General features: G+C 58.1%; 24 protein-coding genes. 13 read left to right on the top strand and 11 right to left on the bottom strand.

Features of this window, described 5'->3' with window-relative positions; genetic code table 11:
• The first annotated feature begins 2 nt into the window (after nt 1-2).
• Entirely contained in the window at nt 3-467 is a 465-nt protein-coding gene (gene asr / locus NWV12_RS10055; protein WP_048980469.1) for an acid resistance repetitive basic protein Asr, read from the top strand.
• Between the two features lie 280 nt (nt 468-747).
• On the top strand, nt 748-1,569 hold the full coding sequence (locus NWV12_RS10050) for a serine protease (protein ID WP_048980468.1): 822 nt from the start codon (nt 748-750) through the stop codon (nt 1,567-1,569).
• 1 nt (nt 1,570) lies between these two features.
• Here the strand turns inward: NWV12_RS10050 and NWV12_RS10045 are convergent, their stop codons facing one another.
• The 3 genes from NWV12_RS10045 to mdtJ all read right to left on the bottom strand — a co-directional run bounded on the left by NWV12_RS10045 (nt 1,571) and on the right by mdtJ (nt 4,495).
• On the bottom strand, nt 1,571-3,733 hold the full coding sequence (locus tag NWV12_RS10045) for a bifunctional diguanylate cyclase/phosphodiesterase (RefSeq protein WP_039262697.1): 2,163 nt from the start codon (nt 3,731-3,733) through the stop codon (nt 1,571-1,573).
• Between the two features lie 83 nt (nt 3,734-3,816).
• Nucleotides 3,817-4,146 carry a multidrug/spermidine efflux SMR transporter subunit MdtI gene (gene mdtI, locus NWV12_RS10040; RefSeq protein WP_024909144.1) on the bottom strand — a complete coding sequence of 110 codons (330 nt, stop codon included), beginning with the start codon at nt 4,144-4,146 and terminating at the stop codon, nt 3,817-3,819.
• On the bottom strand, nt 4,133-4,495 hold the full coding sequence (gene mdtJ, locus NWV12_RS10035) for a multidrug/spermidine efflux SMR transporter subunit MdtJ (RefSeq protein WP_029739354.1): 363 nt from the start codon (nt 4,493-4,495) through the stop codon (nt 4,133-4,135). The genes mdtI and mdtJ overlap by 14 nt, the downstream gene beginning before the upstream one ends.
• 422 nt (nt 4,496-4,917) lie before the next feature.
• Between mdtJ and NWV12_RS10030 the strand changes: the two genes are divergently transcribed.
• Nucleotides 4,918-5,952: an AI-2E family transporter gene (locus NWV12_RS10030; RefSeq protein WP_048980465.1), complete on the top strand. Its 1,035-nt coding sequence runs from the start codon at nt 4,918-4,920 to the stop codon at nt 5,950-5,952.
• Nucleotides 5,953-6,050: 98 nt separating this feature from the next.
• On the opposite strand, the gene NWV12_RS10025 is transcribed toward NWV12_RS10030, so the two are convergent.
• A complete protein-coding gene (locus tag NWV12_RS10025) occupies nt 6,051-7,076 on the bottom strand; it encodes an LLM class flavin-dependent oxidoreductase (protein ID WP_048980463.1) in 1,026 nt (341 codons plus the stop codon).
• Nucleotides 7,077-7,254: 178 nt separating this feature from the next.
• Between NWV12_RS10025 and yajD the strand changes: the two genes are divergently transcribed.
• On the top strand, nt 7,255-7,602 hold the full coding sequence (gene yajD, locus NWV12_RS10020; protein ID WP_003857471.1) for an HNH nuclease YajD: 348 nt from the start codon (nt 7,255-7,257) through the stop codon (nt 7,600-7,602).
• Nucleotides 7,603-7,630: 28 nt separating this feature from the next.
• Here yajD and NWV12_RS10015 read toward each other — a convergent pair whose 3' ends face one another.
• Nucleotides 7,631-8,416: a MipA/OmpV family protein gene (locus NWV12_RS10015; protein WP_048980460.1), complete on the bottom strand. Its 786-nt coding sequence runs from the start codon at nt 8,414-8,416 to the stop codon at nt 7,631-7,633.
• 124 nt (nt 8,417-8,540) lie between these two features.
• Between NWV12_RS10015 and NWV12_RS10010 the strand changes: the two genes are divergently transcribed.
• The 4 genes from NWV12_RS10010 (at nt 8,541) to NWV12_RS09995 (ending at nt 14,730) form a co-directional block, all read left to right on the top strand.
• The gene (locus NWV12_RS10010) at nt 8,541-9,236 is read left to right on the top strand and encodes a response regulator (RefSeq protein WP_029739347.1); all 696 of its coding nucleotides are present in this window, start codon (nt 8,541-8,543) and stop codon (nt 9,234-9,236) included.
• Nucleotides 9,233-10,429, top strand: coding sequence for a cell wall metabolism sensor histidine kinase WalK (locus tag NWV12_RS10005; RefSeq protein ID WP_048980459.1), 1,197 nt, complete (start codon nt 9,233-9,235; stop codon nt 10,427-10,429). The genes NWV12_RS10010 and NWV12_RS10005 overlap by 4 nt, the downstream gene beginning before the upstream one ends.
• Nucleotides 10,430-10,507: 78 nt before the next feature.
• Nucleotides 10,508-11,656, top strand: coding sequence for an efflux RND transporter periplasmic adaptor subunit (locus NWV12_RS10000; protein WP_048980457.1), 1,149 nt, complete (start codon nt 10,508-10,510; stop codon nt 11,654-11,656).
• Nucleotides 11,653-14,730 carry an efflux RND transporter permease subunit gene (locus tag NWV12_RS09995; protein WP_048980455.1) on the top strand — a complete coding sequence of 1,026 codons (3,078 nt, stop codon included), beginning with the start codon at nt 11,653-11,655 and terminating at the stop codon, nt 14,728-14,730. The genes NWV12_RS10000 and NWV12_RS09995 overlap by 4 nt, the downstream gene beginning before the upstream one ends.
• Nucleotides 14,731-14,752: 22 nt before the next feature.
• Here NWV12_RS09995 and NWV12_RS09990 read toward each other — a convergent pair whose 3' ends face one another.
• Entirely contained in the window at nt 14,753-15,520 is a 768-nt protein-coding gene (locus tag NWV12_RS09990; RefSeq protein ID WP_048980453.1) for an arylamine N-acetyltransferase, read from the bottom strand.
• A gap of 96 nt (nt 15,521-15,616) precedes the next feature.
• Here NWV12_RS09990 and NWV12_RS09985 point away from each other — a divergent pair, with 96 nt between their 5' ends.
• The gene (locus NWV12_RS09985) at nt 15,617-17,071 is read left to right on the top strand and encodes a PLP-dependent aminotransferase family protein (RefSeq protein ID WP_048980452.1); all 1,455 of its coding nucleotides are present in this window, start codon (nt 15,617-15,619) and stop codon (nt 17,069-17,071) included.
• Here NWV12_RS09985 and NWV12_RS09980 read toward each other — a convergent pair.
• Nucleotides 17,043-17,927: a LysR family transcriptional regulator gene (locus NWV12_RS09980; protein WP_048980540.1), complete on the bottom strand. Its 885-nt coding sequence runs from the start codon at nt 17,925-17,927 to the stop codon at nt 17,043-17,045. The genes NWV12_RS09985 and NWV12_RS09980 overlap by 29 nt on opposite strands.
• A 135-nt stretch (nt 17,928-18,062) precedes the next feature.
• Between NWV12_RS09980 and NWV12_RS09975 the strand changes: the two genes are divergently transcribed.
• A complete protein-coding gene (locus tag NWV12_RS09975; RefSeq protein ID WP_048980451.1) occupies nt 18,063-19,043 on the top strand; it encodes a nitronate monooxygenase family protein in 981 nt (326 codons plus the stop codon).
• A gap of 40 nt (nt 19,044-19,083) precedes the next feature.
• Here the strand turns inward: NWV12_RS09975 and NWV12_RS09970 are convergent, their stop codons facing one another.
• Complete coding sequence (locus NWV12_RS09970) at nt 19,084-20,139, bottom strand: SDR family oxidoreductase (protein ID WP_048980449.1); 1,056 nt, start codon at nt 20,137-20,139, stop codon at nt 19,084-19,086.
• A 97-nt stretch (nt 20,140-20,236) separates the two neighbouring features.
• Here NWV12_RS09970 and NWV12_RS09965 point away from each other — a divergent pair, with 97 nt between their 5' ends.
• Together NWV12_RS09965 and NWV12_RS09960 are read left to right on the top strand one after the other, a co-directional pair.
• Nucleotides 20,237-21,124 (top strand): LysR family transcriptional regulator, encoded by an 888-nt coding sequence (locus NWV12_RS09965; protein WP_048980447.1) that lies wholly within the window; start codon nt 20,237-20,239, stop codon nt 21,122-21,124.
• Between the two features lie 81 nt (nt 21,125-21,205).
• On the top strand, nt 21,206-21,475 hold the full coding sequence (locus NWV12_RS09960; RefSeq protein WP_048980445.1) for a hypothetical protein: 270 nt from the start codon (nt 21,206-21,208) through the stop codon (nt 21,473-21,475).
• A 12-nt stretch (nt 21,476-21,487) separates the two neighbouring features.
• On the opposite strand, the gene umuC is transcribed toward NWV12_RS09960, so the two are convergent.
• Nucleotides 21,488-22,750, bottom strand: a complete 1,263-nt coding sequence (gene umuC, locus NWV12_RS09955) for a translesion error-prone DNA polymerase V subunit UmuC (RefSeq protein ID WP_048980443.1) — start codon at nt 22,748-22,750, stop codon at nt 21,488-21,490.
• Nucleotides 22,734-23,168: a translesion error-prone DNA polymerase V autoproteolytic subunit gene (umuD, locus tag NWV12_RS09950; protein ID WP_029740280.1), complete on the bottom strand. Its 435-nt coding sequence runs from the start codon at nt 23,166-23,168 to the stop codon at nt 22,734-22,736. The genes umuC and umuD overlap by 17 nt, the downstream gene beginning before the upstream one ends.
• A 287-nt stretch (nt 23,169-23,455) precedes the next feature.
• On the opposite strand from umuD, the gene NWV12_RS09945 reads away from it, so the two are divergent.
• Entirely contained in the window at nt 23,456-23,656 is a 201-nt protein-coding gene (locus NWV12_RS09945; RefSeq protein WP_023311485.1) for a hypothetical protein, read from the top strand.
• 45 nt (nt 23,657-23,701) lie between these two features.
• On the opposite strand, the gene NWV12_RS09940 is transcribed toward NWV12_RS09945, so the two are convergent.
• On the bottom strand, nt 23,702-24,568 hold the full coding sequence (locus NWV12_RS09940; protein WP_048976938.1) for an aldo/keto reductase family oxidoreductase: 867 nt from the start codon (nt 24,566-24,568) through the stop codon (nt 23,702-23,704).
• Nucleotides 24,569-24,661: the final 93 nt, after the last annotated feature.

Raw genomic sequence — 24,661 nt, 5'->3', positions numbered from 1 at the left:
GAATGAATAAAGTATTAGCTCTGGTTGTTGCCGCTGCTATGGGTCTGTCTTCTGCTGCATTTGCTGCTGACACTACCGCAACTGCTGCACCGGCTGCCGCGCCTGCTGCAACCACCACCGCTGCGCCAGCAAAAGCGGTTCACCATAAGAAACATCACAAAGCTGCAGCGAAAAAAGAAGCCGCTGCACCAGCAACCGCAGCACCAACCGAGCAGAAAGCTCAGGCTGCTAAAAAGCACCACAAGAAAGCCGCTAAACCGGCTGTAGAACAGAAAGCGCAGGCTGCCAAAAAGCACCACAAAAAAGCCGCTAAACCGGCTGTAGAGCAGAAAGCGCAGGCTGCTAAAAAGCACCACAAAAAAGCGACCAAACCGGCTGTAGAACAGAAAGCTCAGGCTGCTAAAAAGCATCACAAAAAAGCAGTAAAACACGAAGCTGCTAAACCAGCTGCACAGCCAGCTGCGTAAGAGTACAAGCTTAACCGTGCCCTTCGGGGCACGTTGGTAAACCGGCGCTGAACCGGAACAGGTTCCGCGCCGTTTTTTTATTTCCGGAGGGCGTATGCTGCGACGCTATCGGTTTGAGCTGATTCTTATCCTGCTTATTTTATGCGCGCTCATCGCCAGCCATTTTTATCTTTCCTGATTGTAGCACGCTGATTTTACTCCCACTTTAGCGCTGTCCCGTCTATAGTATTTTCATAGGGTTCACTTTTAATAATCATAATTACCCCCACCAGAGTGTGATATGCGTAAATCTGTTGTGTTGTTACTGGGAACGTTTGGTGTTTTTTCTGGATTCTCACATGCGGATGATGGCGGTGATGACACCATTAGCGCGAAAGAGCTAAAGACGCTTTTTTTCGGTCATGACGATCGTACGCGCGTCGCCGATCCCACCCAGGCCCCCTGGGATGCTATAGGTCAACTGGAAACCGCCAGCGGTAACTTATGCACCGCGACGCTGATCACCCCGCAGCTTGCCCTGACGGCAGGCCACTGCCTGTTAACGCCGCCAAACGGCAAGCCGGATAAAGCGGTTGCCTTGCGGTTTGTGTCGCAAAAAGGGACCTGGCGCTATGAAATCCACGGCATTGAAGGCCGGGTCGATCCGTCTCTCGGCAAACGCCTGAAGCCGGATGGCGACGGCTGGATAGTGCCACCGGCGGCCGCCTCATGGGACTTTGGCCTGATCGTTTTACGCTACCCGCCTTCGGGCATTACGCCGCTGCCGTTATTTGACGGCGACAAGGCCGCCCTCACCGCCGCGCTGAAAGCCGCCGACCGAAAGGTGACGCAGTCAGGCTATCCTGTCGATCATCTGGATACGCTTTATACGCACAGCGACTGTATTGTGACGGGCTGGGCGCAAACCAGCGTGCTTTCGCATCAGTGCGATACGTTGCCGGGTGACAGTGGTTCACCGCTGATGCTGAAAACCGACAATGGCTGGCAGTTGATTGGTGTCCAGAGCTCTGCGCCGGCGGCAAAAGACCGGTGGCGCGCCGATAACCGCGCCTTGTCCGTTACCGGTTTCCGTGACCAGCTGGAAGCGCTGGTGCAGCAGTAAATCAGCAGCGTCTGACCTTACGTAACGCTTTGATTGACTCAATTGGCATCGGCTGGCTGAACCAAAATCCCTGCAGTTGATCGCAGCCAGCCAGCCGCAGCAGTTTCATTTGCTTCTCGGTTTCCACCCCTTCTGCCACCACCGCCATGCCCAGCGCATTGGCGATCCGCACCGTACCGCTCACCAGCGCGGCCGCCTGTTCATCGTTATCCACCAGCCCGGCCAGGGATTTATCGATCTTGATGGTGTCGAAGTTAAAACGCCGCAAATAGCCAATGCTGGAATAGCCGGTGCCAAAGTCATCCAGCGCCACCGCCGTACCCAGCGCTTTAAGATTCGCTATCGCCATGCGGGCTCGCTCCGGATTTTCCAGTACATACGACTCCGTAACCTCAAGCTGCAGCCGGTTGGCCGGGAAACGGGTGCTCTCCAGCACGCTGGCCACTTTTTCTTCGAAGGCAGGATCGCGAAATTGCGCGGGGGAGATATTCACGGAGAGCTTTAATTCACCGTACGGCTGTAGATCCTCACAGGCCCGCTGCAACACAAACTGACCCAGCTTATATATCAGACCGCTGGTCTCCGCAATGGCGATAAAGGTATCCGGACCCAGCGGCCCCTCCGGGCGACGTGGCCAGCGGACCAGCGCTTCGACGCTGCTCATTGTCTGACTGCGGGCGTCAACGATCGGCTGATACCAGACCTCAAACTCATCGCGCTCCAGACCGCTGCGGATCTGATTTTCAATCGCCAGCTTGCGTTCCCGGACGCTGTTCAGCTCCGCGTCGTAGTGGGTAATACGCCCTTTCCCGCTCATTTTGGCGTGATACATGGCAATATCGGCACGGCGAAACAGTTCGGAACTGTTGCATTCCGTCAGAGTTCCGCTGGCAATGCCGATGCTGGCACCGATATGGATGGTGCGTTCCCCCAGCTGAACCGGGGTGGTGAGAAAATCCAGCACGGAAACGGCAAAGGCGGTAGCCTGCGCCTCTGCATCATCTCCACCGATGGTCATGGCAAACTCATCCCCGCCCATGCGCGCCAGCATCCCGCCCGGCGGCACGCGTTCATTCAGCGTTTTCGCTATCGCCACGATGAGGTCGTCCCCCACGCTGTGGCCGTAGATGTCATTCACATCTTTAAAACCGTCCAGATCGATAAACACCACGCTTTTGACGTCGGTATCGCCGCGTAAACGCACCCGATCAAGCGTCTCGATAAGCGCGCGCCGGTTCGGCAGATGGCTTAGCCAGTCCGTTCTTGCGACCAGACGCGCCTGGCTTTCGCCGCGCGCGAGTTTGTACAGCCCCACGCTGCTCACCAGAATGAAGAGCAGAATCAGCCCCGACACCAGCACCACAATCTGCCTGATATCAGACGATGCCGCCCGGGCGGCCTGTGCGCCCGGGAGCCGCGCCTGCCAGTTCAGATATCCGACTAACTCCCCTGCCGCACTGTGCAGCGGCATACTGCGATCGTTGATTTTGCCTGGGGTAAAATGGAGGTTATCGATCTGAAAGGTGCCGCCCAGGTCGGATAATATTCTGGCGTTCAGATGGCGGGTAATCACCAGATAGCGGCGCGTTCCGTCGTGGACCTGTAAGCTGCCGACCATCGGGCGAATCAGTCCAATGCCGACAAAGGCCACGCCGTTGCGCGTCTGGCTGATCCCCGCATAGATATTTTTTTCGCCCGCAAGCTCGCGCCCGTGCTGGTCGATAAGCGCTTTGAGGCCTTTACCAAAGAAGTCGAGGTTTTTTTCGTTAAAGGGCCGGCTTTGAAACGATCCCCAGAGGACGTTGAAATGCTCATCCAGCACGAAGGTGCCGTCATAGAGGTTGTTGATTTTAAAGCCAGTACCCCAGGTGTTGTACAGCCAGTCGGTATCGAGCGTGGGACGGTAGGCCTCCCGCACCGCATCGTCCCAGACGGCGTTATCAAGCACCAGAGAGGAGACGCGGTTAACCGATGTCTGAATAGACCCCTGCACGGAAAGCGCCGTGCGGTGTTCATCAATTTCGTTGGTTTTGGTGCTGATAAGATGCAGGGATAGATAGAGCAGTGCGACGATGGAGATGATTAAGCCGATGCCCGCCATGAAGACCAGGGCAAACAACGTTCTCGCATTGGGAATATTGCGCCAGCTTAATGTGCGATACATCAGCCATCCTCTTCATGTTTTGCTTTTCTAAGCGTAATACAGGCAGCGAATTTCGCTGCCTGTAAATCATGGCGAGAGGTCTGTCAGGCGAGTTTTATCATGATCATGCCGGCAAGCAGCAAGATGAGCCCCATCCAGCCCTTGTTGTTTAAGCGCTGGCCGAAGAGCACCCAGCCAGCGGCCAGGGTAGCGGCGATACCAAAACCGCCCCACAGCGCATAGGCCACCGAAAGATCGATCCCTTTTACCGCCTGAGACAGCGCGCTGAACGCCCCCAGAACCGCGGCAATCGACATCAGGCCGTAGAGTTTACGGCGAAAACCATCCGAGAATTTCAGCAGAACGTTCGCCAGGATTTCCAGCACGATGGCGAGCCCCAGCCAGGCAGCATGAACCCACTCAAACTGTTGCATGGTTCTGCTCCTTCTGCTGTTTGCCAGGCTTACGGGTACCTGATTTAATCAGCACAATACCCGCAACCAGCGTCGTTAATCCGGCGACCTTCATTGTTGTTAATGTTTCGTCAAATATCAGCACGCTGAACAGCGTAATCAACAAAATACCGATCCCTTCCCACAGTGCATACGCGACGCCCAGCGCAATTTTTTTCACCGCAAACGAGAGGAAAATATAGGAAAGCGAAATCATCACCAGCATCAAAATAAAACCGGTATTGCCATCGCTGACGCTTGCCCATTTCATAGACAGCGTGCCGGTAATTTCAGCGATGATAGCCAGCGCTAATAGGATCCAGTAAAACATGTTTTTCTCCTGCTTGAGAATATAATCCATCGTGGCTCGCTGCGTGCAGCAAACCAAAAAAATACGAATTGAAATCAGATAGCTAAGCGCTTAGCGCCAGCTCAGGCAGAAGACGTGACTATAGTGCGGTGCGCCAGTGTTGCTCACCAGAAAGCAGGCAGAAGGAGGTGGAGTATACAGCGGTATTGTTTGAAGAGTACGTCCTGAACATATTGTCCATAAAATTACAATTATCCGCGTTGTTGCTTCTCGTCTTTGCGGATGAAAATTGTCCTCGGTAGTTAAACACACCAGATTTGTACCATAAGCCAGGATTTTACTCAAAGTCTTTGCAATTCTTTACCCATACCGTTTGATTTTGGTTAGTTTATTGCAACGCCTTTCACCTTTATTATAAATATAAAGAAAAATTCGGAGTCACCATGGCTAAACCCATTATTACCCTGAACGGGTTAAAAATTGTCATCATGCTGGGCATGCTGGTGATCATACTGACGGGCGTTCGTTTTGCCGCCGACATTATTGTGCCTTTTATTCTGGCCCTGTTTGTTGCGGTGATCCTTAACCCGCTGGTGCAGCGCATGACGCGGCTACGCATCCCGCGCGTGCTGGCGATAACGCTGCTTATCAGCATCATCATTGTAGCGATGGTCTTGCTGGTGGCGTATCTGGGGACCTCGCTCAATGAACTGGCGCGAACGCTGCCGAAGTACCGCTCTTCGCTGGCGATACCGCTGCTGCAGCTGGAACCCTGGCTGCAGCGCGCGGGTATCGAAGTCTCGGTTGAGGAACTCCTGAAATATATCGACCCCAACGCAGCCATGACGATCGTCACCAGCCTGCTGGCGCAGCTTTCCAATGCCATGACCTCCATTTTCCTGCTGTTTTTAACGGTGGTGTTCATGCTGCTGGAGGTGCCGCAGCTGCCGGCAAAGCTGCAGCAGATGATGGTCCGTCCGGTTGAAGGAATGGGAGCGATCCAACGCGCGCTGGACAGCGTCTCCCGCTATCTGGTGCTGAAAACGGCGATTAGCATGGTCACGGGCGGTGTTGTCTGGGGAATGCTTCTTGCGCTGGACGTTCGCTTTGCGTTTGTCTGGGGGTTACTGGCGTTTGCGCTTAACTACATTCCCAACATCGGCTCCGTGCTGGCGGCGATCCCCCCTATCCTTCAGGTGCTGGTTTTCAGCGGGCTTTATGACGCGCTGATCCTGCTGGCCGGATACCTGGTCATCAACCTGGTATTCGGTAATATTCTTGAGCCACGCATGATGGGACGAGGGCTGGGACTCTCCACGCTGGTGGTCTTTTTGTCCCTGATATTCTGGGGCTGGCTGCTCGGGCCCGTTGGGATGCTGCTCTCCGTCCCGCTGACCATTATCGTCAAGATTGCCCTGGAACAGACGGCGGGCGGGCAGACTATCGCCGTGCTGCTGAGCGATATGAGCCATAAATAGCGCTGACAGGAGGGACGTATTGCCCCTCCTGTCTTCGCGATAAGCGCCCGGATAGTTACAGATTGAGAATCACGCCACGCGTTATCCCTGCGTGCCAACTACTCGCGCCAGCCCATTGCCGGTGCGACGTGTTTGAGAATGGATTCAATCACGTGCGCATTGTAATCCACACCGAGCTGGTTCGGCACGGTCAGTAATAACGTATCGGCTTCGGCAATCGCGTCGTCCTTTTTCAGCTGTTCAATCAGCTTGTCCGGCTCCGCCGCATAGCTGCGCCCGAAGATCGCGCGCGTTTTCTCATCAAGGTAGCCCACGCTATCGCTGTCGTTGCGGCTGGCACCGAAATACATCCGGTCGCGGTCGTCCATTAGCGCAAAAATGCTGCGACTGACCGACACCCGCGGCTGGCGCGTATGCCCTGCCTCTTTCCAGGCCTGACGGTACGCGCGGATCTGTTTTGCCTGCTGAATATGGAACGGCTCGCCGGTCTCATCGTCCTTCAGGGTTGAACTTTGCAGGTTCATTCCCAGCTTTGCGGCCCATACGGCCGTCGCATTGGAACCGGCGCCCCACCAGATACGCTCGCGTAGCCCTTCAGAATACGGCTCCAGACGCAGCAGCCCCGGCGGATTCGGGAACATAGGCTGCGGATTGGGTTTGGCAAACCCTTCACCGCGCAGCACCTCAAGCAGCACCTCGGTATGACGGCGCGCCATGTCCGATTCGTTTTCCCCTTCCTGCGGGACATAGCCGAAATGACGCCAGCCATCAATGACCTGCTCCGGCGAACCGCGGCTGATGCCAAGCTGCAAACGACCGCCGGAAATCAGATCCGCCGCACCCGCGTCTTCGGCCATGTACATCGGATTTTCATAGCGCATGTCAATCACGCCGGTACCGATTTCGATGGTTTTCGTTTTTGCGCCAATGGCCGCCAGCAGAGGAAACGGCGAGCTCAGCTGTCGGGCAAAGTGGTGCACGCGGAAATAGGCGCCGTCTGCCCCCAGCTCTTCAGCCGCCACGGCTAAATCAATGGACTGCAGCAGCGTGTCTGCCGCCGAGCGCGTGCCGGACTGCGGTGAAGGCGTCCAGTGACCAAAGGATAAAAACCCGATCTTTTTCATAACCATGTGTCCTGATAATGCTTTGCGTTCTATACACTTTACGCATTACCCGGTAAGAATAAATGCCGTTTATTTAACGGAAAGCATCAAATAAATTGACTGAATAGCGGGGTTCGTCATTCCGCTCCATAATGCGATATAATCTTCCCCTCTCTTTTCATGGCAGGTAAAACCGGCAATGGCTTTGATCCCCAAAAACTACGCGCGGCTGGAAAGCGGCTATCGCGAAAAAGCATTAAAAATCTATCCATGGGTGTGTGGACGCTGCTCGCGCGAGTTTGTCTATTCCAATCTGCGCGAACTCACGGTGCACCATATCGATCACGACCATACCAACAACCCGGAAGATGGCAGCAACTGGGAGCTGTTGTGCCTGTTTTGCCACGATCACGAGCATTCTAAATACACCGAGGCGGATCAGTACGGCACCACCGTGGTTGCAGGGGAAGACGCGCAAAAAGACGTGGGCGTCGCCACGTTTAACCCGTTTGCCGATTTAAAAGCGATGATGGATAAGAAGAAATAATCCTCTCGTCCCCTCGTGCTTCTCGAATTTAAAATGTCCAGGTGATAGCGGCGGTTGCAGCCCCCTCATTGCGCCGCATCACGATCGGGCTGTTATTCGCACGATCGCCCAGCCAGGTATAGTCCGCGCTCAGCACCGTCCCCCAGTGGGCATCGAACTGATGGCTCCAGGTCAGGCTGGTGTCGACGCCATAGAATCCACCCGGCGCAGCATAGCGGCGATAGCCGGTGCGGCGGCTCTGCTGCTCGCTGACCCCATACCAGGTATTCAGATAACGGCCGTCGCCGAACAGGGCCGCAGACTGAAAGGCAACCGTATCCTGGTTATTTTGCACGGGGATCAGCGTCACGGAGGCCTGATAGCTTGCCCCCTGGCTGTCCGTTAACGGCAGCGTCGCTTTGCCTTCCATACTCAGCCATGGCGTGGCCTGCCAGCCGACGGCAAGGCCGGTATTCAGGGTGGCATCAATGTCCCCCATCCCTTTCAGATTGTTTGCGCCCTCACGCCAGCCAGAATTTTTATCAGCCCTTCCGAAGTCGTAGCCCAGCGTGTGTTCGAAATACCAGCCGCTGTCGTTTTGCAGGTCATATCCCACCCCTTTTTGCGCATCAATAAAGAAAGCGCCTTTACGACCCTGCAGCACCGGAACCACCTGCCACACCTGCTTGTCTGAGCCTGAGTAACGCGGCGCATACTGCCCCCCAAGCCCGACGGTTAAGGAATCGGACGCGGTGCCATCATCCGCCTGCGCGCCGGAAGCCACGGCCATCAGAAGCGGGACGGACATATACAGGACTTTTTTTATCGCTATCATACTGCTCTCCATACGGACGCTGGCGCCTCCTGATACGGGGGCGGCCACACAACGTTGGCGCAGTATGATTTGGCTGAATCAATGAATCGTCGGGATAGTGTTAAGAAATGGTCAAGGTGAACGGATGTTGTCCAGAAGAGTGCTGATTATTGAAGATGACGCCGATGCGGCCGGCGTGCTCGAGGCCTATTTACGGCGGGAAAATTACGACGTGACCATTACCGGAGACGGTCATTCCGGACTGGATATGGCGCAGCGGTGGAAGCCCGACCTCATTCTGCTGGACGTGATGCTGCCGGGGCTTAACGGCACCGAGGTGCTGGCTGGCCTGCGTCGTAAAAGCGATGTGCCGGTGATCATGGTCACGGCCATGGGGGATACCCCCGACCGTATTGGTGCCCTGCGGTACGGTGCCGATGATTACGTTGTGAAGCCTTATCATCCGGGCGAAGTGGTGGCTCGGGTGCAGGCGGTGCTGCGGCGCAGCAGTAAAAAAGAGACGGACGAAGCGATCCTTCGCTGGCAAACGCTGGAGGTGGACGTGGCCGCCATTGTGGCGAGCGTGGATAACGGCGGCGACGCGCCCGTGATGCTCGATCTTACGCCAACGGAATTCTCGCTTCTGGCAACGCTGCTGCGTTCTCCGGCGCACCCGTTCTCCCGCCAGTATTTACTGGAGCACTGTTTGCCGGAAAGCGAGGCGCTGGAGCGCGTGGTGGACACCCATATTTATAACCTGCGTAAAAAACTCGAAGCGGCGGGGATCTCCGGCGTGCTGATCAACGTTCGCGGCGTGGGTTACAGGTTCAGACAGCCATGATTAAAAATCAGCACTCCTCTCTGTGGCGCTGGATTTGCGCGCGCATCCTGGCGCTGGCTATCGGCAGCGTGATCGTCATTGCCACCTGCATGTGGCTGCGCTATGCGGTTCAGAACTACTGGATAATGGGCAAAATGCCAGCGGCGGTCCGCCAGGAGTTTCTGACGCTCAGCCAGAACCCGCAGGCCAATCCGGCCCGCTTCCACTCGATTGTGGACACCTGGTGGGGCCTGAGCTATTCCACGCCGTCTATCGCCTCAGCCGACTGGGCCACGGTGGCCCTGCTGGTGCTGGTGATGATCCCGTTTATCGTGGTGATGGGGCTCAAACACGCCCGGCCGCTGGCGCTGCAGTTCAGCCGCCTTCGCGATGCGGCAAAGGATGTCGCCGACGGGGAGTTTGGCCGCCAGGCGGAACTTATCAAGGATGCGCCGGCTGAAATGGTCAGCTTTGCGACCGACTTTAACTCCATGACGGGACAGCTCGCCCGCTATGAAAAAGAGCTCCGCGCCTCGCACGTCGCGATGGCGCACGAGCTGCGCTCGCCCCTGACGGCCGCCATCGGGCGTCTGCAGGGCATGTTAGACGGCGTGTTTGACGCCAGCCCGGCGCAGCTCGGCATGGTGATGAAACAGCTCCAGCACCTCAACCGCCTCACCGATGAGCTTCACCTTCTCTCGCTCGCCGACGCGGGTAACCTCGTGCTGGAGGACCAGCCGTTTTGTCTGGATGAGCTGATTCAGGAGCGGGCTGCCTGGATCATGCCCCAGGCTGACGCGCATCATTTCCGGATAACGCTTCGCAACCCGCGCACCAGCCCCTTCAGAGGCGATGCGTTCCGTCTTGGACAGGTCGTTACCATCCTCATGGAAAATGCGCTACGTTACGGGCGCGATGGCGGCCATCTCGAGGTGGCGCTGCACTACGCCAGCGGGCGCTACACCCTCGAATTCACCGATGACGGGCCGGGGGTCTCGCCCCAGTTTTTACCGGAAATGTTTAAACGCTTTAGCCGCGAGGAGCAGTCCCGCGCGCGGCATTCCGGCGGCAGCGGCCTCGGTTTATCCATCGCCCGGGCGATTTGCGAGGCGCATGGGGGTGAGATTAGCGCGTCATTACCGGAAACCGGCGGCCTCGCTGTGCGCATTTTATTGCCCTGGCATCCGTCCGGTAATGAAAATCTTCACTCTTGATAAAGCCTTGACAGAACATCGAATCTTTCTCGACGTAGCGCGCATTTAATAACGCCATTCCCTTTATGGAGCGGCGTTATGTCAGACGAATTTTTTCTCTCCCTCCGCCACTGCCTGCATCATTTGTACGGCGTGGCGCGCACCCTTTCCTGGCTGCATTTTCTTCCCCTGGCCCTGCTTGCGCTGGCGATTTTTCCGCTGACCGGCTGCGGTGATAAACACGAAAATAAGCCCGACCCTGCGCGAGCGGTACGCTACGTCGTCGTTGGCACCGCCCAAACCCTTCCCGCGCTGGAAAGAACCGGTGAGATCCGTGCCCGCGATGAAACGACCCTGAGCTTTCGGACCGGGGGCCGGATACTGACGCGCAGCGTTGATATTGGCGACCGGGTCACTGCCGGACAGCTGCTGGCCACGCTTGACAACACGACCGGGCAAAACCAGCTCGACAGCGCGGCGGCCGACTATGAAGGTGCTAAAGCCTCGGCGCAGGTCGCCGCGCTTAACGTCAGTCGAATGCAAAAGCTCATGCCAACGGGCGCGATAGCCCGCACGCAGCTCGACAGCGCCCGTGCGGACTGGCTTGTCGCCCGCGCGCGCTTAAAAAGCAGCGAGGCCGCGTGGCGAAATGCCCGCGAAAGCCTCGGCTGGACGCGCCTGATCGCGCCGCAGGCGGGCGTCATCACCGCCGTGAACGCTTCTGCGGGGCAGGTTGTCAGCGACGGTCAGTCCGTGCTGACGCTGGCAACGGGTGAAGCCCGCGACGTGGCGTTTGATATTGCCACTCCGGATGCGATCCCGCCTCTGGATAAGGCGGAATTGCGGGTTTCCCTCCTCAGCGACCCGTCGGTGCAGGCGTCTGCCGCGCTGCGGGATATCACCCCGCAGGCCGATCCTCAAACCCGCACCTGGCGCGTCAGGGCCACCCTGCAAAACCCGCCCGCGGCCATGGCGCTGGGCGCCAGCGTTACCGTCACGTTGCCATCGTCTGCCCCGCGCGGCTACACCCTCCCCGCGTCGGCACTGACCCGCATCGGCGACAAACCGGCCGTTTTTGTGATTACCCCGCAGTCGCGGGCGCAGCTGCGCGCGGTGGTGCCCGCGAGCTATACGGCCACCTCTGTCATGATTGCCTCCGGCCTTGAGCCGGGCGACCGGGTGATTACGGCGGGCGTGAGCACATTACGATCCGGCGAGCCGGTGATGGCCGGAGAGGTTCAGCCATGAACACAGTACCGGAAGCCAAATTTAACCTCTCAGCCTGGGCGCTGAAGAACCAGCAGATGGTCAGCTTTTTCATGCTGCTGGTGATTGCGATGGGCGTGTTCTGCTATGAGAAGCTGCCGCGTAACGAAGATCCGGCTTTTACCATTAAAACGGCCGTCGTCTCCGCGCAGTGGCCGGGAGCAACCGTGGCGGATACCACTCGCCTGCTGACCGATACGCTTGAAAAAAAGCTGGAGGAAACGCCCTGGCTGGACTATCTCGAAAGTGAAACCCGGGCCGGACGCACCGTTATCCACGTCAACCTCCGTGACGATACGCCCCCGCAACGCGTGCCGGATATCTGGTATCAGGTTCGCAAAAAAATGCAGGACATCGCGCCGTCCCTGCCCGAAGGGGTGCAGGGCCCTGCCGTGGACGACGAGTTTGACGACACGTTCGGCACAATTTACGCCTTTATTCCCGAAGGTTTCACCCTGCGCGAGGTGCGGGATCGCGCAGAGACAATACGGCGTGAACTGATGTCCCTGCCGGATATAGGCAAAACCACCCTGCTGGGCGAACAGCAGGAGCAGTGGGTTCTCGCTTTTTCTCCGGCGCGCCTGGCCGGGATGGGGCTCGATATTCAGGAGGTTGCCGACGCCCTCCGGTCGCAAAACGCCGTTGTCCCGGCAGGAACGATGCGTACCGAAAAAGAGAACATGGCGATCAAGGTCAGCGGGGCGCTCACGACCGAAGAGAGCTTACGCGCCGTCACGCTGCACGTGAACAATCGCTATATTCCGCTGACCGACATTGCCACCGTCACCCGGGAAATCGCCGAGCCACCGGCCCCGGCCTACCGGGTGAACGGCAAGCCGGCTATCGGGCTGGCGGTGTCGATGGCGCCAACGGGCAACATGCTGCGTTTCGGCGCTGCGCTGAATGCCAGAATGGCGGCCCTCAGCGCCGGGCTGCCGCACGGTATCGAGATGGTGAAAGTTGCCGATCAGTCAGCGGTGGTCAGTGACGCGGTAAGCGGGTTTCTCCGGGTGCTTATCGAAGCCGTTGTTATCGTGCTGGCGGTTTCATTTGTCTCGCTGGGGTTACGGGCCGGACTGGTGGTGGCGACGGCCATTCCGCTGGTGCTCGCCATGACGTTTGCCGGCATGATGCTCGCAGATATTGGCCTTCAGCGTATCTCGCTCGGGGCGCTGATCATTGCCCTGGGCCTGCTGGTGGATGACGCGATGATCGCCGTCGAAACGATGGTCTCCCGGCTGGAAGCGGGGGATTCCCGTCGGCACGCGGCCACCCATGCATTCAAAACGACGGCCTTCCCGATGCTCACCGGTACTCTGGTGATGGTTGCCGGCTTTATTCCCGTTGGCTTTGCGGCCTCCAGCGCCGGTGAATACTGTTTTTCCCTGTTTGCGGTGGTGCTCATTGCCCTGCTCTGCTCCTGGGCCGTCGCGATCCTGTTTTCGCCGCTGACGGGTACGTGGCTGCTGCCGGAAAAAGTCAGACATCACGCGGCGGGACCCGGCAGGATCGCGCGCGGGTACGGACGGCTTTTACGCCTGGCACTGCGCCACCGGCTCGCTACCGTGCTGATTGCGCTTGCCGCGCTGGGGCTGTCAGCGTACGGCACGACGTTTATGCAGGGCGAGTTTTTCCCCGCCTCGGACCGGCCAGAGCTGCTGGTCAGCCTGACGCTTCCGGCCAACGCGTCGCAGCCGGAAACGCTAAGAGAGGTGGAAAAGCTGGAAAAGGCGCTGGCCGGCAACGGCAACATCAAACGCTATTCGACGTACGTCGGGTCCGGCGCCATCCGTTTTTACCTGCCGATGGACGTGCTGCTGGAAAATGAGAATATCGCCCAGATGGTCGTGGTGGCTAAAGATCTTGAAGCGCGGGATCGTCTGCATGCTCAGCTGAACAGGATCCTGGCGACGCAGTTTAGCGACATCATCACGCGCGTGTCGCCCCTTGAGCTGGGGCCGCCCGTCGGCTGGCCCATCAAATACCGGGTGAGCGGGCCAGACTATCTGCAGGTCCGGGCGTTGGCGAACCGTCTCACGGACGCGATTGGCCGGTCTCCGTTCTCACGCGACGTCAACCAGACGGCCGGAGAGCCGGAGAGGGTCATCACCCTTAAGGTGAATCAGACGGCGGCCAGGGCGGCGGGAATATCGTCGGAAAGCCTCGCCCGCACGCTGAACACCGTCTGGTCCGGCAGCGTTGTTACCTCCATCAGGGATAACGACCGCCTTGTCGACGTGGTGCTGCGGGCCACGGACGATGCACGTCACAGCACCGCCACCCTCTCCTCGCTCACGATTCAGGGGAACGACGGTAAAAAAATTCCGCTCAGCGCCGTCGCGACGCCGGTCTGGGGCGTGGACGATCCGGTCATCTGGCGTCGCCAGCGCGTGCCCTTTATCACGGTGCAAACGGATCTTGCCCCGGGGCTGAAGGCTGAAGCGGTATCCGCGGCGCTGCGTCCGGCGGTCGACAAGCTGCGCGCGAGCCTGCCCGCAGGTTACAGCATTGAAGAAGGCGGCGCGGTTGCCGAATCGGACAAGGGGAACAGCTCCGTCTTTACCGTTCTTCCGGTAACGCTGGTCATCATGCTGTTGCTGCTGATGCTTCAGCTGCGGCGTTATTCCCGGATGCTGCTGGCCCTCCTGATGGCCCCGTTTGGCCTGCCGGGGATCGTGCTGGCTATGCTGCCCGGCGGCACGCCGATGGGGTTTGTCGCGCTGCTGGGCGTCATCGCTCTGGCGGGAATGATCGTGCGCAACGCGGTGATACTGATTAGCGAGGTTGACAGCAATCTTGCTCAGGGAATGGCAAACGATGCCGCGATTATGGCGGCCGCGGAGCACCGGGCCAGACCCATCTGTCTGACCGCCTGCGCCGCCATTCTGGGCATGATCCCGATCTCTCATCAGGTCTTCTGGGGGCCAATGGCCTATGCGATTATCGGCGGGCTGCTGGTCGCGACGCTGGTGACGCTGACCGTATTACCCGCGTCGTTTAGCCTGCTGTTACAGTGGGGAGCTCAGCGCAACGCCACAGAAGACGGACTGCGCTGAGGCTCCACCGTTTCCCGGCAGATTACGCGGCGGTCAGCGCAAAACGGTCTTTCAGGACATGGCGGATTTCATCCTCCGCCAGTTTCCGCGTTTCAGTGCCGTTCGCCGTGATGGTTTTCAGCATATCGCCCAGCAAAATCTGGCGTCCCTCCGGGCTGTGTTGCACCACCACCCGCTTCTGCACAAAGATGGCATCCGGGTGCGTGGAGTTAAGGTAGTTGGCCGGAACGAAGTCAATCCATTCCTGAGGGGTGAGATCAAAGCCGTACTGCCGGGCCCATTCACCCTCAACCTTCGCCTCAAGCAGATACTCACCCTCCGCGCCGCGGCTTAGCCGAAACGTGTCGAAATCCTGCGTGATATCCACATCAAGCGTGTCCAGCGCCATCGGCGCACGAATGCCGTAGCTGCCGAACCCGAGGTCGCAAAGCCACTGTCGGCTATCTACCTCAGCGACGATCGCCATGTGGGTTTTCGGCCGCCGCGCGGGGTAGAACATCGGGCGCGCCGCCACGAAGCGGTAAGGGATCCCTAACGCCGCCAGCGCCATGGCAAAAAGCCCGTTTACCTCATAGCAGTAGCCGCCGCGCCCCTGCGTTAACACCTTATCGGCGATATCGTCTGGCGCCAGCGAGACAACTTTGCCCGCCTGCACGTCCAGATTTTCAAAGGGAACGGAAAAGAGCTGATGACGCATCAGCGCATGCAGGGTGGCCGTATCGGCACCCGCCGGTCCGGTGTAGTTTATGCGTTTGAAATAGGTGGAAATGTTGAAGTTATCGCTGTGCATAATGCCTCCTTGTCCTGAACATGCCGGACACTATAGATGGCGCGCATCAATGGCTGTATAGTCAGTTTTATCGAAAATTAGCCTGAACAGTTACCCATGTCTGCCCCGTCCCAGTCCTCTCCTCACTATCGCCGTATTGCGGATATGCTGCGTCTTACCATTACGTCCGGCGCGCTGCGTGCCGGCGACAGGATGATCTCCGCGCGCAAACTGGCCGAACGCGAGCGCGTTAGCCTTCCGACGGCACTGGAGGCCCTTCGCTGCCTTGAGGCTGAAGGGCTGATCGTTGCGCGCCCGCGTTCAGGCTATTACATCCGCCAGACCAGCCAGCCTGCGCGCGCGGAGCCCGTGCGCTCCACGCCGGGCCCGGTCCCCGTCACCCTGTCCGCCGTGGCCCGGTCGCTGTTCAGCAGTGCAGAAGCCCGGCTGATCCCGCTGGGCGCCGCCCTGCCCGATCCCGCGTGGCTGCCGGGAGATGCCCTGCAGCGGGCGTTGCACTCTGCGGGCCGTCGTCTGGACGCGCATGGACAGAGCTACAGCCTGCCTCCGGGAAGGCGGGATTTGCGAAGCAAGATTGCCGCGCGCTCTGCCCAGTGGGGAGCCCGTTTCGGCGCGGACGATCTCATTATTACCGCAGGCGCGACGCAGGCGCTGCGCCTGGCCCTTCGGGCCGTGTGCCAGCCGGGCGATGTCGTGGCGATTGAGCAGCCCGCCTACTTTGGCACGCTCCTGCTGCTGGAGGATTTAGGCCTGAAGGCTTTAGCGATCCCCACCGACCCTGTGGAAGGCCTGCTGCTGGAACCGCTGGCGGACGCCATTCGCTGCCACCGCCCTGCGGCCGTTCTGGCCTCGCCCACCGTGCAAAACCCTTTGGGTGCCAGCATGCCCGTCCCGCGCAAGCAGGAACTGGTTGCCCTGCTTGAAGAGGCTGAAATTCCTTTAATTGAGGACGATGTTTACGGTGACCTGGTCGGCGAGGGGCAACGCCCTCCGGCCTGCAAGGCGTTCGACCAGAGCGGGAATGTGATTTACTGCAGTTCCCTATCTAAAACGCTTGCGCCCGGATGGCGAATCGGCTGGATCGCCGCCGGACGCTACTCCCCGCAGGTCTTACAGGCCCGCATGGCCGGAGAATGGGCTGGCGCCCCGCTGCTGGAAGCGGCGACGAGCGACGTTCTGGCGAGCGGCGACTACGATCGCCATCTGCGGCGGCTGAAGCGCCGGATCGCAGAGGGCGTTCACGCCGTCGTGGCGCAGGTCAAGGCGAGCTTTCCGCCCGGTACGCGCGTTAACGTACCCACTGCCGGTTTCCTGCTGTGGGTTGAACTGCCTCAGCGGGTCAACGCGCTGGAGGTGCACCGTCGCGCGCTGGCGCTGGGTATTGGCGTCAGCCCTGGCCCCCTGTTTTCACCTGCCGCAGAGTTAACGCACTTTCTGCGGCTGAACTGCGCAAACGAACCCACGCCCCGCCTGCTGAACGCCGTAGAACAGATTGGCGCGCTGTGTCACGAGCTGGCCGCTTTCACACCAGACTCTCCAGCCACTCGGTAAAGACCCGCACCTTGCGGGAGAGGTGGCGATGTGGATAGAGCAGTGACAGCTTGCGGTCCGGCGAGCGATAGTCCGGCAGGACTTCAACCAGAAGACCGCGGTCAATGTAAGGCTGGAGAAAGAGATTCATCCCCTGCATTAACCCCAGCCCGGCAAGGCCTGCCGCGATGTAGGCCTCTGAGTTATCCACGACAAGCTTACCGGGAAGGGTAATTTCCGCGATGCCTTCCGGGGTGGTAAACGTCCACGGATGAATTTGTCTGCTGCGGTTATTAATCCAGTTGATGGCCTGATGCTTGCGTAAATCATCCGGCGTTTCTGGCGTACCGTGTTTTGCCAGCCAGGCCGGGCTGGCACAGGTCGTGATTTTGATGTTCCCGATTTTACGTGCGATATACTCGCCGTCGTCCAGCTCCCCCACCCGCAGCACGCAGTCCAGGCCATCCCGCAGCATATCCCGACGGCGGTCAGAGCTGCTCAGAATGATGTCGATCTCAGGATGCTGACGATAAAAATCAGGCAGATTAGGTATCACCCGCAGCGTGGCAAAAGAGACCGGCATATCCACACGCAGCTGACCGCGTATTGCCCGGTCCGTACCAAACGACTCCAGCAATTCGTCCGCCTGCGCCAGCAGGGGTTTACTCCGGCGATAAAAGGCTTCCCCATCCGGGGTCAGGCTAATCCGACGCGTTGTGCGCTGCAGTAGCCGGGTGCCGCTGTGCTGCTCCAGAAGCTGTAACGCTTTGGTGACCGCCGGACGATGGATCTGCAGATTCTCAGCCGCCTGGCTAAGACTGCCTGACTCAACAATTTCAATAAAAATTCGAATAGATTCAAAGAGGTTTATTTGCATAAGGAATGCTTTTGCCGCGAGCAGAATAATATGATTGTTATTAATTTTATAACAGTGATGAATCTTTTTGGCTATTTTTCCTAACAATCCTGCGCCCTACACTCTTCCCCATTCAAACGTAAGGGAGAGTCTGCTATGAAAAATAACCGTATTTGTCAGATCCTGGGCATCGAAAAACCTGTTATTCAGGGCCCGTTATCCTGGCTCACGGATTCCCGTTTAGTTGCTGCGGTCAGCAATGCCGGAGGGCTCGGCGTGCTGGGGCCCAATGCCGGTTTAACCGCCGACACCGCGGTCTCCACGCCGGAAGAAACCGCCGAAAAAATGCGCGAAGAAATTCGTAAAACCAAACGGCTGACCGAGAAACCCTTTGGCGTGAACCTGATCCCCACGGCCGTTAATGACGTCTGGACTGGGCCTATTCTTCAGGTGGTGAAAGACGAAGGCGTCAGGGCCGTGGTGTATACGGGCTACGGGGAAGGCAGCATTATTCCCGCGCTGTTCCGCGAGTTAAAAGAGGCGGGTATCGCCATTATCTACCGCGATATCAACCCAACGCCTGAGAACACCCGCCTCGCAGAAGAAATGGGGGCTGACATTATCGTCGCCACCGGTTTTGATGAGGGCGGGACGTTACCCGCAACGGTGCTTGGCACCTTTTCCATCGTGCCGCTGATTGCCGATGCCGTGAAGCACATTCCGGTGATGGCCGCGGGCGGCATTACCGACAATCGCACCGCCAGAGCGGCCCATGCATTGGGCGCGGAAGGCGTGTTTGCCGGGTCGGTCTTTATCAGCACGGAAGAAAGCCGCGTGCCGCAGGGGGTCAAAGAGAAAATCGTTGCCGCCAACGGTCTCGATTTGCTGCTTTTCCGCACCGTGCCCCATTATTACCGCGCTCTTCCCGGCAAGCTGGCGGAAAAACTGGCGGCGATGGATAAAGCTGGCGCAAGCAACGACGCGCTGGGCAAGGCGATGGGAGGATTACGGGGCCTGCGCCTGGGCATGCTGGAAGATAATACCGATGAAGGCTATATCGCGCTCGGCACGGGGATTGGGAACATCCGCAGCGTGAAAAGCGTGTCCGAAGTTGTGAATGCGTTAACGGTTGAGTAAGCACCCGACGTCCTGGCCTGCACCAGGACGCCCAGGTTCATCAGGGAATAATCCGCGCGGCTCTCAGCTGCGCGAACAGGCTGAAAAACATCTCATCGGTCGCCTGCATTTGCGTAAAGCCCGCCCTGCGCAGCTTGCTCCCGTCACCAAACATGTCGTAATTCCAGCCAAAGACAAAATCGGCAAAATGCCCGTCGCTCAGCTGCAAAATATCCGCTTCCACCAGCCGTTCTTCGGCAAGCTCGCGCCATACGCCGCGATAGTCGTTAAACAGCTGATGAAATGACAGCCTCACCGGCGGCGCAGAGTCCAGTTCAAACCAGCGTGCGATGCGCGGCCACAGCTCGCTCCAGCGCCAGATATCGCCATTGTTCACGTTGAACGCCTGATTCTGTGCCGCAGGTGACGCAGCGGCCCACAGCGTTGCCTCTGCCAGCAGCCCGGCGTCGGTATGGTCAACGATGCTGTGCCAGGCCTGTTCCGAACCGGGGAAACGCAGCGGTAAACCCTGCGCCCTGCACAGGGAGGCGTACAGGGCGATGCTCAGCGCAAGGTTCATGGCATTGCCCGGTACCGGGCTCCCCACCACGCCCGGCCTGATGGCATTCCAGTGCCAGTCTTTCCCCCGCTGAAACTGGCTGAGCCACGCGAGCTGCGCGGCGTTAAATTCGGCACCCGGCACGCCGGGATCGCTTTCCCGCGCCGGGGTTTTAAACGGCCCCAGATGCGCACCATAGACTTTGTATCCCTGCATCAGGCTTACCGTCTGCAAAGGTGCCGTTTTTTCGAGGGTGCTGACCAGATTGCGCAGCATGGTGACGTTCGGCTCAACCATGTCCGTCCAGTTCGCCGCGTTCGCCCAGGCGCTGTAAAAGATGTGGGTAACACCGTTCAGGGCGTGCAGCGCCCTTGCGGTGTCCTGCGCATCCAGTAAATCGACGTTCACCATGGAAATGCCGTCCGGATGGGTTACCTCGCGGCGACTGAGGCCAATCACTTCCCACTGATGGTGCAGGAGCGTGTTGACCAGCTGTCTGCCGACAATGCCGCTGGCCCCCGCGACCAGGGCGACGTTGTGTTGCTGCATCTTATTCATGGTGTTTCTCCGCAAAGGGTGACAGACGCAGTGTGATCTATTATTTTTTCTGGAGATACCCCCTGAAACCGATGGCACTTATAAGCAGAATCATTAAATGAATAATAAGCTCACCGCCATTTCTACCTTTCTACGCGTCGCTGAAGCGGGCTCGTTTTCGGCGGCCGCCCGTCAGACCGGCATTAAGCAGTCAGCCGTCAGTCAACAGATCGCGGCACTTGAGGATGAGCTTGGCGTGGTGCTGCTGCACCGTACGACGCGTACGATGAAGCTGACCGAACAGGGTGAACGTTACCGGCGTGATATGCAGCTTGTGCTGGACGCCATGGGGGAAGCGGAGAGGCGTTTACATCCTGCCGACCATCGCGTTCAGGGACGCGTCCATGTCCAGTTGCCGAGCGGCCTGGGGCAGATCATTTTGCCGCATCTGCTGGCGCTGCAGCACCTGCATCCCGAACTGCAGCTGATGATTTCCCTGGATGACCGCCTTGCCGATCTGGTGACGGAGGGCGTGGATGTCGCGATACGGCTGGGCAGTGAGCCTCCGCAAGCGCACGCGGCTCGCGTGCTGGCGCGTATTGAAGCCGCGCTGTTTGCCGCTCCCGGTTTTCAGGCGGTACACGCCGTCAGCGAACTGACGTCGCTGCCACACGTACGGTTCAGCGGTGTTCCGCTGGATGCCCCTCTGCGCCTGATTTCCGACGAGGAAACGGTCGAGATCAACGTGAATACCGTTTTCCGTGCCAACACCAGCGACGCGCTGCTGCAGGCGCTGGAATCCGGCATGGGTATCGGCGGCATGCAGCGACCGCTCGTGGCCAGGGCGCTGCAGGCGGGCACGCTGGTACCGGTGCTGCCCGACTGGCGGTTACCCGATCGCTTCCTCTATGCCGTCTATCCTGACGCCCGCTTTATTCCGCAGCGCGTCAGAAAGGTCGTCAGCGTGATTGAGCAATTACTGCCTGAAATACTCAAGAAAAACTGATTGTTTCCGCCGTAAACCACGTGCATTTTTTAACCGCAAGGAATAGAGTGTTTTTACCGTATCCCTCTTTCTGGAGCACTTATGCCGGATTACTGTTTTTTCCAAAAAGGCCCGAACCTCATTGCGATCGAGAGCGCAAACACCGATGCGGCCGCTCAGCTCATCGCTCAGGGGTTTGAAAAACAGTTTGAGGAGATTGGCGCCGCGGATGAAAAAGAGGCGCTTACCCGCCTTGCCGATATCCGTAAAAATAACGAGATCGATCGCCATAACTTCCTGGCCGGTGCGGGCGAAATGCCGCTGATCGGCGCGCTGGCGGCTGCGGCAACCTGGTTAGTGCAAAAGAAATAACGCAACCATCCTCTACTTCGCCACCGGCAAATCGGCGTACCGCGTCGTATAGGCCGGTGACAGCATCTCACGCTTCATTGCCCAGGATTTCTCAATACCCTGCCCGGCGAACCATATCTTCCCTTTACCGGAATGATTTACGCTGTCCATCATCTCCATCAGCGCCGCGCTGTTGGCGCGCAGACGATTATCGTCAAACAAGTTAAGCTGGGCGACGCCGCTGCTGAAAAAGTCCGCCAGCATGACCCCGGCTTTCATATAGCGATAGCCGTCGAGCCATATACGCCCCAGCGCCTCCGTGGCGGCGCGGATGATATCGCGCGAGTCATTGGTGGGCGTCATCAGGGTGACGGAAGCCTGATTGCCGTAATAAATTTCGTTGTCCGCGTGCGGGCTGGTGCGCACAAATACGCTGATAAAACGACAGTACTGATGCTCGCCGCGCAGTTTTTCCGCAGCGCGTTCCGCGTAGGCGCAAATGGCCTGGTGCATCTCTTCATATTGGGTAATACGGTGTCCAAACGAACGGCTACAGATGATTTGCTGCTTGGTGGGGGTGAACTCCTCCAGATCAAGACAGGGCTCACCGCGCAGCTCGCGGGCCGTACGTTCCAGTACCACGTTGAAATGTTTGCGGATGACCCAGGATGACGCTTCCGCCAGCTCCAGCGCCGTGGTGATCCCCATAGCGTTGAGCTTTTTCGTGATGCGCCGCCCTACCCCCCACACCTCCTCTACCGGAACCTTTTCCAGCAGCTTACGCTGCCGCTCTCGGCCTGAGAGATCGACCACGCCGCCCGTGCTGGCCCAGCGTTTCGCCGCATAGTTGGCCAGCTTTGCCAGCGTTTTGGTCGGGGCAATACCGACGCCAACGGTTAGGCCCGTATTTTTAAAGACCTCTGTGCGCATCTGGTGACCGAACGCTTCCAGTGACAGGCAGTGGCTGACCCCTGAAACGTTCACGAACGCCTCATCGATGGAGTAAATCTCTATTTCCGGGGCGAGATCGGTCAGCGTCTGCATGACCCGACTGCTAAGATCGGCATACAGCGCATAGTTCGAGCTAAAGACGTAAACTTTTGACGGATATAGCTTTTCTTTGAATTTAAAATACGGCTCACCCATTTTTATGCCGAACTGCTTTGCCTCCCGCGACAGCGAAATAATGCAGCCGTCGTTATTGGACACCACCACGATGGGTTTCCCCTGCAGATCGGGGCGGAAGACCCGCTCGCAGGAGGCGTAAAAGCTATTCACATCAACCAGCGCGAACATGTTTATGCGTTTTGAGCGTGTGGGTGACGACGCCGAAGATCTGCAGCTCCTCTTCGGACTGAAAGGTAATCGGCTGATAGCGGGCATTATGCGGCAGAAGTCTCAGAACCGGACGGGTCTGTAGCTCTTTCACCGTAAACTCACCGGCGACCGACGCCACGACGATATCACCGTGTTCGGCATTTAACGAACGATCGACCACCAGCAGATCGCCATCGCCGATCCCCGCCCCAATCATGGAGTCTCCGCTCACCTTGATAAAATAGGTCGCACTGGGGTGTCTGACTGCCAGCCGGTTAAGATCGAGACGATCCTCCACATAATCCTGCGCCGGGCTGGGGAAACCACAGGCAACGCGTTCTAAAAACAAAGGTAATTCAATGTCTTGTTTTGGGTGATAAGAAAAGAGAGTGTCCATAATGCCTTTCTCGCCAGATACTGTATATAAATACAGTATTACGGATTATGGACAAGGATCAAGGTCATTTCCAAAGGCGAACCCAAACGCGTTGAAGTTTGAGCGGTTTTAATTTAGCAACGTTGCCCGCCGTTAACAGGCCTGACAGCACAAGTCATATAAAAGTCATCTGGTTTATGACTTATAAAAAATAACATCACTATGAAATAACTACACATTGACTTTTAAGTCAGATAAAAGCATATTTTACCGAACGAATTAACAAGACTTACTGGAGAATATTTTCCATGCCCGCCCGTGACTATCCAGACAAGCGTGTTGCACGCGGTCTGGCAAAGGAGGCCGATCTCAGGATGTTGAGCGCCCGCATCGATCCCGATCTGATGGAGTACATCAGAACCACCGCCTTTGAGACGCGTAAGAGCAAGCAGGAGATTGTGGCGGAAGCGTTAGCGCTTCACAGGCAGAAAAGTCAGACAGGAGCCTAAGCGCGCAAAGCCGGAAGCACCCTCCAGGCTTTGCGCGTGTCACTTTTAATCCCTCAGCGAATTCAGCGTTTCCAGTGCTTCAGGCGGCAAACGCAGCTCCCCCGCCGCGAGGTTTTGCCGCAGATGCGCTACGGAAGAGGTGCCTGGGATCAGCAGAATATTCGGGGAACGCTGCAGCAGCCATGCCAGCGCAACCTGCATTGGCGTTGCGCCCAGTGAATCCGCGACGGCCTTCAGCCCGGAAGATTGCAGTGGCGTAAAGCCTCCCAATGGGAAGAACGGCACATACGCGATCCCCTGCTGCGCCAGCAGATCCACCAGCGCGTCGTCACCCCGGTTCACAATGTTGTACATGTTCTGCACGCACACCACCGGAACCATTTTCTGGGCTTCCGCAACCTGGGTGGCCGTGACGTTGCTCAGGCCAATATGACGCACCAGCCCCTGCTGCTGTAATTCGGCCAGGGTGGAGAGCGGTTCAGCAATTGACCCTTCCGCCGGCCCGTGTGCGCTAAACATGATCCGCAGATTCACCACGTCCAGCACGTCCAGCTGCAGATTACGCAGGTTGTCATGCACCGCCTGGGTCAGTTCCTGCGCGGAAAAGGCCGGCAGCCAGGCACCTTTGTCGTTGCGACGGGCGCCAATCTTGGTGACGAGCGTTAGATCGTCCCGATAAGGGTGAAGCGCCTCGCGGATCAGCTGGTTAGTGACATGAGGACCATAAAAATCACTGGTATCAATGTGGTTCACCCCCGCCGCCACCGCTTCGCGCAGCACGTCCAGCGCGGCCTGCTTATCCTTCGGTGGACCAAAGACGCCCGGCCCGGCGAGCTGCATCGCACCGTAGCCCAGTCGTTTTACCGTCCGCGTCCCGAGCGCGTACGTCCCGCTTTTATCAATGCTGCTCATGTTAACCTTCCTCATAAAAATGATCCGGATTTACAACAGGTTCCCTCAAAGAACCTTTAGTTAAGCGCGAGTTAATTAAAGTTTAAATTCTCT

Source organism: Enterobacter sp. Crenshaw (genome assembly GCF_024734705.1).
Lineage (GTDB): Bacteria > Pseudomonadota > Gammaproteobacteria > Enterobacterales > Enterobacteriaceae > Enterobacter > Enterobacter asburiae_B.
This window is presented reverse-complemented; position numbering and strand designations above follow the sequence as displayed.